Below are 12,390 nucleotides of genomic sequence, written 5' to 3' on the forward strand. Positions count from 1 at the left end.
CATTGTTGCTCACATTTGATCAAAATGCATTCAAAAAAAAATCCATGTTCCTGCACTATATGTTAACTTAATACGCGATTTTGCAGAATTATGGAAAGGATTTCCGCCTGATATGGAGCAAAATCCTTGTAGTTAAACTTGATGTGATGCGTTTTCTAATTTCCGTTGTCTTGCTGCTATTGTCGCTTGCTGTTTTTCCTCAAAGCGGGCGTTATAATTTTTCCAAACTGGATATTTTTTCCGGTCTATCGCATAACCAGGTCAATACTATCCTGAAAGATATCGACGGCTTTGTATGGTTTGGCACTATGTCGGGCCTCAACCGCTATGATGGATATTCCTATAAAATATTTCGTAAAAAACCAAACGATAGCGCTTCGCTGTACGATAATAATATTCTTTCACTGTACGAGCTTCCCGATAGAAAAATGTGGGTGGGAACCAGAAGCGGCCCCTGTATTTATAATTCGCAAACAGAAAAGTTTGACAAAGATTATGATAACTATTTGCACTCACTTGGGTTGCCTTCGGGCGGAATCATTGATATAGAAAAAGGAAACAATGGAAGATTCTGGTTTCTATATGACCAGCTTGATTTGTACCTGTATTCAAGTAACGAAAAAAGTGTAAAACCATTCCGGCCGCATTTTACATTCAACCCTTCTGCAAAAATTACCTCCGTTAAAGAAACGAAAGATGGGAAGCTATGGCTGGTGTATCAAAATGGATTTTTGCAGGAATATGACATAAAGGAAAACAAAATTGTTTTTTCCAGCACGGCTGTACAGAAACTGGAAAAAAAGACCATGCCTTATAATCTTTTTGTAGACAGCGATGGAGATATCTGGCTTTGGCATTACACGTATGGCGCTTTGCTGTTTAACGCGCAGAGCAATTCGGTGAGGCCGTTTAACGAAAAATCATTTCCATCTAGGTTGAGCTCAAACCTGGTAAGTCAAATCGTTCAGGATAACAAGGGATTAATATGGGTGGCGACTGATCATGGAGGCGTTACGCTGATCGATAAAAAAAATAACTTCAGAACCAGTTACCTGTTGAACGATACTAAAGATCCCCAAAGCCTCAGTCACAACAGTATTAATGCCTTATATAAGGATGATATTGGAATTATCTGGCTGGGAACTTACAAGCAGGGAGTTAATTATTTCAATGGCAACATAGTACAATTCCCGCATTACCATCACCAGGCATCGAATGCCAGGAGCCTTCAATACGATGACGTAAACCGCTTTGTGGAAGATAAGCAAGGGAATATCTGGATTGGCACCAACGGCGGGGGATTGATCTATTTCGACAGAAAGAACAATACATTCAAACAATACCTGCATGATCCAAACAATGCCAACAGCCTGAGCAATAACGTAATTGTAAGCTTGTGTATTGATCATAAAGGCTTACTTTGGATAGGCACTTACTTCGGCGGCCTTAACAGTTTTGATGGACGGAAATTCACACACTACAAACATAATGATAATGACTCCTCCAGCTTGATAGATGACAAGGTGTGGGAAATATATGAAGACAGGGAACACCATTTATGGATAGGTACTTTGGGTGGCGGTTTAGATCTTCTCGACAGGAAAACAAACCGGTTTACACATTATCAGTTTAAAGACGGCCTGGAAAGCCTGAATTATATCTCAGCCATTTTGCAGGACCGGAAAGGGAATTTATGGATTGCCACCGTATCGGGTATTGTTGTTTTTGAAAAGAATAACAATAAACCTGTTTTATATCAGCAAACGAATCGGAAAAACAGTTTAAGTAACAATAATGTTTTCTGTTTTTTAGAAGACAGCAAGGGTAGAATATGGGCAGGCACCTCGGAAGGTTTGAACCTGTTCAATGAGCAAACAAAAAGTTTTCAAATATTCACAACATCAGACGGGCTCCCGGATAATATAATATTGAATATACTGGAAGACGATCGCCAAACACTTTGGATCTCAACACCCAACGGATTGTGCAATGCCATTCCCAGGCAAAAGGAAAATGGTTTTGATCTTTCTGTGATTTATTACAATGAGGTCAACAACCTGCAAAACCGGGAATTTAATAAAAATGCTGTGCTTAAGACCCGGGCCGGTGAATTGATCTTCGGCGGCACTTCGGGTTTTAATATTATCAATCCTGCTGCCATTCAGCAGCATGCTTTTCGTCCGAAGATCCTTTTTACCGGTTTGCAACTCCTGAACAAAGATATTGCACCGGGGGAACTGGTCAATGACCGTGTGCTTTTGAAAAAGTCTATCTCACAGGTTCAACGTATTGACCTGAAGTATAAAGAAAATGTTTTTTCCATTGAATTTACTTCGCTCGAATTTGCCCCTGGCGCCGGGACTAAATATGCGTACATGATGGAGGGTTTTAATGCTGATTGGTTGTATACCGATGGCAGCCAGCGGAGGGCCACGTATACAAACCTTGCACCCGGCTATTATACCTTTAAAGTAAAGGCTTTAAGCCGGGATGGTTTGTGGAGCGATATAAAAACTTTGCAGATCAAAATAGAACCGCCATACTGGCGAACACCGGTTGCCTTTATAATTTATGTATTGATAGCTACAGGAATTTTCCTGCTGGTACGGCGGATTACATTAGAAAGGATCCATATGCGCTTTAAACTGCAGCAACAACGCCGGGAAGCAGAAAGAGTGCAGGCCCTGGACCAGTTAAAGACTAAATTCTTTACCAATGTGAGTCATGAATTCCGCACCCCGTTAAGCCTCATCATCGCTCCATTAAACAAGATCATTGAACAGGCTGGCAATGAAGAGCAAAAAAAGCAATTAAATCTTGTTCAAAGGAATGCAAAGCGGTTATTGAACCTGGTAAACCAACTGCTCGATTTCAGAAAGATGGAGGTACAGGAAGTAAAACTGCATTCTTCAATAGGCGACATTATCAGGTTCAGCAAAGACATCAGTGAGTCTTTTATGGATATCGCAGAAAATAAGGGTATTCAATTTTCATTTTCATCCAACATTGACAGCCTCGAAATTTATTTTGACAAAGATAAAATTGAAAAGATCTTGTTCAACCTGCTTTCCAACGCCTTTAAATATACGCACGATAACGGAATAGTTAGCGTGCAGCTAACGTATAACCCACCCGAAAAGAATGAGGGCGGCGATGGCACGCTTGCCATGGAAGTAAAAGATACGGGCATTGGAATTCCTGGAGATAAGCACGAAAAGATCTTCGAAAGGTTTTTTCAAACAGATGTGCCGGAAAGCATGGTGAACCAGGGAACCGGTATCGGGTTGGCCATTACAAAAGAGTTTGTAAAACTCCACAATGGGATCATAACCGTAAAAAGCGAACCCGGAACAGGTACCTGTTTCACTGTTTTACTGCCTGCGAAAAAGATATTTGAACCTGTAACCCGCAGCACCATGAGTGCAATACCCGCAGGAGAAGCGGAACAGATATTATTGGACGAGAGCCGAAAGAGCGGTAAGAAAAAAACGATAGTAGTAGTAGAAGATAATGAAGACCTTCGCTTTTATTTAAAAGACAATTTGAAGGAAGAATATCATGTTGAAGAAGCCACGAACGGAAAAGAAGGGTGGGAAAAAATAAAATTGCTGAACCCCGATCTTGTGGTAAGCGACATTATGATGCCTTTAATGGACGGCGTTGAACTGGCCCAAAAAATTAAAACGGAAACCCTTACTGCCCATATCCCCGTCATTCTGCTTACCGCCATGGGAAGCGAGGAAAAACAACTGGAAGGGTTGAGGGTGGGTGTGAATGATTACATTACCAAACCTTTTACTTTTGAAATACTGGCTTCCCGCATCAGGAACCTGCTGGCCCAGCAAAAATTACTGCAGAAAAGGTTTCAGAAGCAGATTGAGGTCAATCCGTCAGAAATAACTGTAACATCTGTTGATGAAAAGTTCCTGCAAATGGCGCTGGAGATTGTTGAAAAGCATCTGGATAATGCTGAGTTTTCTGTAGAAGATTTCAGCCGTGATATGCATATGAATCGTGTTACCCTGTATAGAAAGATCCATTCGCTTACCGGCAGGTCGCCCCTGGAGTTTATCCGTTCCATACGGTTAAAAAGAGCTGCTCAGTTATTGGAAAAAAGTGGCATGACGGTGGCCCAGGTTGCTTATGAAGTGGGATTCAATACCCCGAAACACTTCGCTAAGTTTTTTAAAGAAGAATTTAATGTTACCCCTTCACAATATCTTGCCAATAATAAAGATAAAAGTGAATAAAGCCTCCTGTCAATATAATAGATGAAAATCAGTTTCTTGCAACATTTAGCGCCTTATTGTGCAACATTCGCTTCCCTGGTTTCAACGGTACGGTAATAGTTTTGTAGCATTCAATTAACCTTGAATTGCTGTATGAAATTACCACTGCTGCTGGCCGGTTTCCAGGGATCTGCTGGATTTATGAAGTCAGTTTTCTTTTTTGCATTTCAATCTTATTGGCTGGGAACGCACAATAGATTGTTTCTCCAATTAAGCATATCAAATAAGTAGTAATGAATACGCAAAAGGTATCGGTTAACATGCCCGGTATATAATTTGATATAAACCCGTATGCTATCAGGTTCTCATTAGCTTGTAACCGGCCTATTTCTATAGGCTCGGTTTTTCAAAATAACAGGTAAACAAGCTAAAAGGTCAATTTCATTCTTATTGCTGCTAATCAATTTTGAAAAAGTAAAGAAAAATGATCAAAACTTCCCGGGTTCGGCTGTTGATAATTTTCATACTAATAGTTTCAGGTGCAACAGCGCAGAAAATTAATAAGACCACGATCCCATTCGATTTTGACTGGATGTTTGCGCTGAACGATCATCCCGGGGCCGAACGGCCTGAATTTGATGATTCCAAATGGCGCTTGCTCGATGTTCCGCATGATTTCAGTATCGAACATGCTTTCGATTCTGCCTATGCTACAGGAGCGGGGGGCGGTTATGCGCATAGCGGTATTGGCTGGTACAGGAAACATTTCAAAACAGGACCGGCTATTTCCGGTAAGCAGGTTTCGATTTTGTTCGATGGTGTTTATCGAAACAGCGAAGTATGGATCAACGGACATTATTTGGGCATTCGCCCTTATGGATATTCTTCTTTTTATTATGACCTCACCCCCCATTTGAAGCCCGCGGGGCAGGATAATATTATCGCCGTAAAAGTGAATACCACCGAACAGCCCAATTCCAGGTGGTATACAGGGTCGGGTATTTACCGGCACGTATGGCTGGTTGCCAAAAACAAGCTGCACATTGATCAATGGGGTGTTTTTGCCCGTACCCTAGAGGCAAATAAAGAAAAGGCCAGCGTTGATATTACCATAGAATTGCGCAATGAATTTAATGTTGACAAGTCCTGTACAGTAATAACCAGGTTCATAGATGCAGCAGGCAAGGAAGCGGCGCGGGCCGAATCGAAGGTAGAAGCACAAACCGGCCGGGCGCTGACAATCGATCAGCATATAAAAATTAACAAACCGGCTTTATGGTCTGTTGAGCAACCCCGTTTATATCAGTTACTGGTAGAAGTTAGATCGGGTGGGGTAGTGGTAGATAAATACGTTTCACCTTTTGGGATAAGAATAGCTCGTTTCGATGCCAATAAAGGCTTTTTATTAAATGGCAAACACGTGAAATTGAAAGGGGTGAACAACCATCACGATGGCGGACCCCTGGGCGCCGCTGTACTTGATGGCACGTATAAGCGCCGGTTGCAGATTTTAAAAAACATGGGTTGCAATGCGCTTCGTATGAGCCATAACCCGCCATCGCCGGAATTGTTGGCGCTTGCCGACAGCCTGGGTTTTGTGGTGATTGACGAGATCTTTGATGAATGGATGGATGGGAAAACACCGGGTGGCTATGCCTCACAATTTACTCAGTGGTACGAAAAGGATGTAGCGAACTGGATCAGGCGCGACCGCAACCATCCTGCTGTTATAGCCTGGAGCATTGGCAACGAAGTAAGAGAGCAGTATAATAAAGAAAATGCCCTGAAGATAACCAGCATGCTGATGAGCGCTTCGCGTAAATACGATACCACGCGTCCGTTTACGGCAGCCTGTAACGAGATCCTTAATGTGAACTCATTTGGAATGGGTGATTTACTCGATATAGTGGGCTACAATTACCAGGAGGCTTATTATAAAGCAGATCATGAGAAATATCCCCACCGCGTGATCTTTGGCTCTGAAACAGTGATCTATCCCTATCATCCCGGCAATTGCTGGCAATTGCGTTCCTATGAGCAATGGCTCGAAGGGCAGTTGAAAGATTATGTGGCCGGCGAATTTCTTTGGACGGGGTTTGATTACATCGGCGAAGCTGGCATTGGTGATGTAGGTACCGGTTGTAAATTCTGGGAAAAATGGCCAACCTGGCCCTGGCGCGGCGCGAATTGCGGCGTAATTGACATGTGCGGCTTTCCCAAACCCGCCTATTGGTTCAGGAAAGCGCTGTGGAATGAAAAGCCCATGGTACATATTGCGGTTCAAACAGATGAATCTGCAAGAGACCGGGAACTGTGCTCTTTCTGGAGCTGGCCATCTGTAGAAACTCACTGGAACCATAATACGAAAGGAGATACCCTGGCCGTGCATGTATATACCAATGTGCCCGAAGTAGAACTGAAATTGAACGGGAAGTCATTGGGCGCCCGCAAATGGGACCTTAACAGGGAAGCCTTTCTTTTTTGGGAAGTGCCCTATGAACCAGGTAAACTGGAAGCCATAGGAAAAACAGCGGATGGAAAAAAAGTGTCCTTTGCTGTTCATACTGCCGGTAAACCGGCTAAAATAAAACTGTTGCCCGACAGGAAAGTGCTGAGGGCAAACCGGCAGGACCTAAGTTATGTTGCTGTGCAGGTCCTTGATGCCAATGACATACCGGTGCCTTTTGCCAACAATAACATAACGTTTGAAGTGACCGGCGCAGGTAAACTGGCAGCAGTTGGCAACGGCGATCAACAAAGTCATACCCCGTTAAAGGGAAACAAGATGGAAGCCTGGCAGGGGAAATGTATGGCTATAATACAATCTACCGACAGGAAAGGAGAAATAACCATTACAGCCAGGAGCGGATCGCTTCCTGTGGCAACGGCTGTTTTGAGTGCGGAATGAACTCATGGCAGAAACAGTGATTGGAAAACTGTGGTGGATTTTATGGATAAGCTTTTTTTAAAACACACAACTTGAAATATGAAAAGAAGAACATTGATCAAAGGAATGGCGGCCACTTTGCCGTCGTTATGGTTATCACGGGCGTTGGGTCAAAATTTTTTTGAAGACCTGTATGCTGGTGAGTCAATGGCAAAAGGGCCGTTTCAACCCACATGGGAATCGTTGCAGAACTATAAAACACCCGACTGGTTTCGTGATGCCAAGTTTGGCATTTGGGCACACTGGGGACCTCAATGCCAGCCTGAAGCAAGCGACTGGTATGCAAGAAACATGTACGAGGAAGGATCCTGGCAATATAAGTTCCATCTTGAAAAATATGGGCACCCTTCAAAATTTGGATTTAAAGATGTGATCAACGAATGGAAAGCACAAAATTGGGATCCTTCAGCATTAGTGAGCCTGTATAAAAATGCGGGTGCGCAATATTTTATGGCAATGGCCAATCACCACGACAATTTTGATTTATACGATAGTAAGTACCAAAAGCATTGGAATGCTACCAAAATTGGCCCGAAGAAAGATCTGATTGGCGGTTGGGCAAAGGCAGCCAGGAAAAATGGACTTCCGTTTGGCGTAAGTGTTCATGCATCACACGCATGGCGTTGGTACGAAGTGGCGCAACGGGCCGATAAAACCGGTCAGTATGCAGGCATTCCCTATGATGGAAAACTTACAAAAGCAGATGGCAAAGGAAAATGGTGGGATGGATTAGATCCCCAGGAGTTATATGCTCAAAATCATCCTTTGAGTAAGAACAGTTTTGATAATAATTTTGATGTAGGGCAATGGGATTGGGGCAATGGTGTATATCCGCCCGACAAAGCGTACATCGAAAAGTTTTATAACCGCACGATAGATCTTATCAATAAATACAATCCCGACGTAGTTTATTTCGATGATGACCAACTCCCGTTATGGCCGGTTAGCGATGCCGGATTGCGCATTGCCGCTCATTTATACAATAAAAGCATTAAGCAATATGGAGAACTACGTGCAGTGATCAACGGAAAAATGTTAAACGAGCATCAACGTAAGGCTATGGTATGGGATATTGAAAGAGGACAGGCCAACGAGATCCAGCCACTGCCCTGGCAAACGGATACCTGCATTGGAAGCTGGCATTATGATCGTGGATTGTATGAACGCAATGGTTACAAAACAGCAAAAACGGTTATTCAAACCCTGGTTGATATTGTGAGCAAAAATGGCAATTTAATGTTGAACATACCTGTGCGTGGCGATGGCACCATTGATGAAAAAGAAAGAAAGATCGTTGAACAAATAGGTGCATGGATGAAAGCAAACAGCGAAAGCATTTATGGTACAAGACCCTGGAAAATATTTGGTGAAGGACCTGCACAAGAGGCGGTTGCGCAATTAAGTGCACAAGGTTTTAATGAAGGAAGAGGAAAGCCCTTTACGCATGAAGACATTCGCTTTACAATGAAAGGCGAGGCGCTCTATGCAACTGCCATGGGCTGGCCGCAGGATGGGAAACTTGTCATAAAAAGTCTGGCAAAGAACAGTCAGCATTTTCCGAAAGAAATACAAAAAGTGGAGTGGTTACCTACAAAGCAATTATTGACCTTCGAAAGAACCGGAGAGGGGTTGGTGGTTGCGTTGCCCGAAAAAAGCTCCGACGAATTGACGTATGCAAATGTGATAAGGATCGTGTAGTTTGAAAATCATTCCTTTGCAACATTTCATACCATAATCTGCAACATTTGAACGCCTGTGTGAAACGGCATAATAATAGTTTTACAGCAATTAAATAACGCTTGAATTGCTGCCAGATATGAAATTGCCAATGCTGTTTTTTGGGTTCTCTATGCCCTCGCTTCCTGGTGTTTTATCGGCAGCATCTCCTGCGTACGTACAATTTTTTCATTTAAAGCATATACATGTGAAACCAACAAAAGCGATTGGCTAATAATGTTCTGTTCCTAAGGGAAAACCAAAATAACCAAAATTAAACAGTTTATTTTTTAACGCTAACGTAATTGTTTGCTTATGAGATTATCAACGATTGTACACAGAACTCTGTTATGGAGTTTCGCGTGGTGCCTGCTGATCGCCCAGGACAGCCAGGCTCAGGAAAAAAACGGCAAAATAAAGATCACCGGAAAAATTATCGCATCCTCCGACAACAAGCCATTATCCGATGCTTCCATTTCGATTCCCGGAACCTCCGCCATCACCATTTCGGACATAAACGGCCAGTTTACCATTGATGCCCGTCCAGGCGACAAACTGGTTATTTCCATGATTGGTTACATGCAAAAAGAAGTAAAGATAGGCAAGAGCAATACCCTGGAAGTGAGACTGGAACAAAATACCGTAATGCTCGATGTAGTAACGGTAGAAATTGGTTATGGCCGAACAAAACGCAGAGATGTTACCGGCGCCATATCTTCTGTTTCCGGCGAGGAGCTCCGCAAAGTGCAGCCCGCTACCTTCGACCAGGCCCTGCAGGGAAAAGTGGCGGGTGTAGTGGTACAGCAAATTTCCGGGCAACCGGGCGGCGCTGTTTCTATACAGATCCGCGGGTTGTCTTCTTTCGGGCCTTCCACTCCTTTATATGTGATAGATGGAGTGATCGTTGGCGGTGCCGGTGTTACCGGGGCCGGCGCCAATCCGCTGGCAGGCATCAATCCTTCCGAGATTGAGTCTATTGACGTGTTGAAAGATGCATCGGCCTCTGCTATCTATGGTTCACAGGCTACCAATGGCGTTATTATCGTCACTACCAAGAGAGGTAAGGTAGCGCCCCCGCGCATTACTTATGATGGTTATACGGGTTTTCAGCAGATCCTGAAAAAACTTCCCCTGATGAACCTGCGGGAGTATGCCAGTTTCATCAATGAAAGAAATACCGGCATGGGTTGGGGTTTCGATACCAGGCCCGAATTTGCTAATCCGGAGTACCTGGGTGAAGGTACCAACTGGCAAAAGCAATTATTCAGGAACGCACCCATGTCGAATCATTCAGTGGCCATAAGTGGGGGTGATGTGAGAACACAGTATCTGCTTTCAGGTTCTTACTTCAAACAGGAAGGAATTGCGCTGGGGTCAGATTTCAGAAGGATCTCCCTGCGGTTGAACCTCGACAACAAAACCACCGACTGGTTGAAAATAGGAACGAGCCTTCAGTTGGTAAATATCAAAGAGAATGTGAATTCCTCCAGCAGCAACGTAATCAATACGGCGCTCAGCCAAACGCCTGATATAGCGGTAAAGAATGCAGATGGCAGTTGGGGTGGGGCCTATAATCCTAATGGCTGGGTGAACCCCACCGTGAACCCTTATGCTATAGCGCTTATTAATAAGGACCAGGGAAAAAGAAACCAGTTGTTTGGCAATGTTTATGCAGAAATTTCATTTCTCAAAGACCTGGTGTTGAGAAATGAAGCGACCGGAAGCTTTTCTATGGGCACTGAAGACCGCTTTAATCCTTCTTATACTTTTGGTCTTGTGGTGCGCAACCAGAACAGCGCATCCTATAACTATGGTCAAAACTATTATACAACACTAAGGAATTACCTTACCTATAGTCATTTGTTCAAAAATAAATACAATGCCAACCTTATGGCGGGCCATGAGGCCCAGTTGAGCACATCGGAAAGTGTAAGCGCCTCACGTAATAATTTTCCTTCAAATAATGTACAGGCCATCAATAGCGGCGATCCTACTACAGCAGCTAACTCAGGTGATAAAGGACAAAGTGCGCAGGAATCCTGGTTTGGCCGTTTGAATTTGACTATAAACGACAAATACCTGCTTACCGGTAATTTCCGTGCCGACGGTTCTTCAAAATTTGCACCTGATAACCGTTGGGTAGCCACCTACTCCGGCGCCATCGCGTGGAAAATCAATAATGAAGATTTCTTAAAGAATGTGGGTTATATAAATGAACTGAAAGTGCGTGCGGGTTACGGGTTAACAAATAACCAGAATATCAGGGATTATGCATACACCGCAACGCTGGGTACCGTACCTACCGGTTTATCAGGGATTGCACAGCTTACTTCCAACATTGCCAATCCCTATGTAAAATGGGAAAAAACAAATTATTCAAATGTTGGAGTGGATGGAGCGTTCCTCAACTGGCGCTTCAACTTCTCCCTTGATTTTTATAACCGCCGAACAGACGGGCTGTTAATGAGAATTCCTTTACCGTGGTATTCAGGAACAGCCACCGGCTGGTCGCCAGGCGCCCTGGAATCACCGTATGTGAACATTGGTTCCATCAACAACAAAGGGGTTGATCTCAGGTTGAGCGCTACCATGATCAAGAAAAAGAACTTCTCCTGGAGAACCGACTTTACTGCTTCGCACAACATCAATGAAATTATAAAGCTTAATACCGACGGGGCCTCTCTGCCGGGTTATTATGGCGGCACCATTGCATCGAACACCGTGGTGGGAAGGTCTATCGGCGAATTTTATGGTTATGTGGTAGATGGTGTTTTTTCTACCGCCGAGGACTTTAAAACGCATGCCATTCCTGCCAAGAACGGTGTAAAGTTGCCGGTAGGCGCAGCCGGTGGTAGTATCTGGTATGGCGACCTCATGTTCAAAGATCTCAATGGCGATGGTATCATCGATGAAAAGGACCAAACCTTCCTGGGATCGCCCATTCCTAAATTCCAGTTTGGATTAGGCAATACTTTCAATTACAAAAATTTTGACCTGAACATCTTTTTCAGCGGCAACATTGGCAACAAAGTGCTGAATGGAATGCGCATCAATGGCGAGTATCCCGGAACAAGCTATGGCTACCTGAAGTCATTGACGGGCTATGCCAAACTTGCTTTAATAGATCCCAGCGGTTCCGCTACTGACATCAATAATGTATACGTAGAGAACCCCGGTACCAGGATCGTAGGCATCAGGAACGACAACACGAATGAAAATAACAGGATCTCCGATAAATTCATTGAAAAGGGCGATTTCCTCCGATGCAGAAGCATTTCACTGGGTTATAACTTCTCTCAAAAATTACTGTCGAAGGCACACCTGAATGCAGTACGGATTTACGTAAACGTTACCAACGCCTTTATCATTACAAAATATAAAGGCATGGATCCCGAAATTGGTTCCTGGGATCCGCTGAGTGCCGGTATGGATAACGGTTTTTATCCCCAGCCGCGTGTATTCACCTTTGGTGCTAATGTAGCTTTAACCAAATAATAT

4 protein-coding genes are annotated in these 12,390 nt (G+C 43.7%); all 4 read left to right on the plus strand.

Annotation, left to right across the window (positions count from 1 at the left end; translation table 11 throughout):
• Positions 1 to 146: 146 nt before the first annotated feature.
• A complete protein-coding gene (locus FAM09_RS09840) occupies positions 147 to 4,250 on the plus strand; it encodes a hybrid sensor histidine kinase/response regulator transcription factor (RefSeq protein ID WP_136576923.1) in 4,104 nt (1,367 codons plus the stop codon).
• A 463-nt stretch (positions 4,251 to 4,713) separates the two neighbouring features.
• On the plus strand, positions 4,714 to 7,137 hold the full coding sequence (locus tag FAM09_RS09845) for a glycoside hydrolase family 2 TIM barrel-domain containing protein (protein ID WP_136576924.1): 2,424 nt from the start codon (positions 4,714 to 4,716) through the stop codon (positions 7,135 to 7,137).
• 78 nt (positions 7,138 to 7,215) lie between these two features.
• The gene (locus FAM09_RS09850) at positions 7,216 to 8,874 is read left to right on the plus strand and encodes an alpha-L-fucosidase (protein ID WP_136576925.1); all 1,659 of its coding nucleotides are present in this window, start codon (positions 7,216 to 7,218) and stop codon (positions 8,872 to 8,874) included.
• A 333-nt stretch (positions 8,875 to 9,207) separates the two neighbouring features.
• Positions 9,208 to 12,387, plus strand: coding sequence for a SusC/RagA family TonB-linked outer membrane protein (locus tag FAM09_RS09855; protein WP_136576926.1), 3,180 nt, complete (start codon positions 9,208 to 9,210; stop codon positions 12,385 to 12,387).
• Positions 12,388 to 12,390 lie beyond the last annotated feature (3 nt).

This window comes from Niastella caeni (assembly GCF_004834005.1).
GTDB lineage: Bacteria > Bacteroidota > Bacteroidia > Chitinophagales > Chitinophagaceae > Niastella > Niastella caeni.

What these genes read in the sequence shown, in the direction of transcription:
- FAM09_RS09840 (WP_136576923.1), top strand. Translation starts at nt 147, where the DNA reads ATGCGTTTTCTAATTTCCGTTGTCTTGCTGCTATTGTCGCTTGCTGTT.
- FAM09_RS09845 (WP_136576924.1), top strand. Translation starts at nt 4,714, where the DNA reads ATGATCAAAACTTCCCGGGTTCGGCTGTTGATAATTTTCATACTAATA.
- FAM09_RS09850 (WP_136576925.1), top strand. Translation starts at nt 7,216, where the DNA reads ATGAAAAGAAGAACATTGATCAAAGGAATGGCGGCCACTTTGCCGTCG.
- FAM09_RS09855 (WP_136576926.1), top strand. Translation starts at nt 9,208, where the DNA reads ATGAGATTATCAACGATTGTACACAGAACTCTGTTATGGAGTTTCGCG.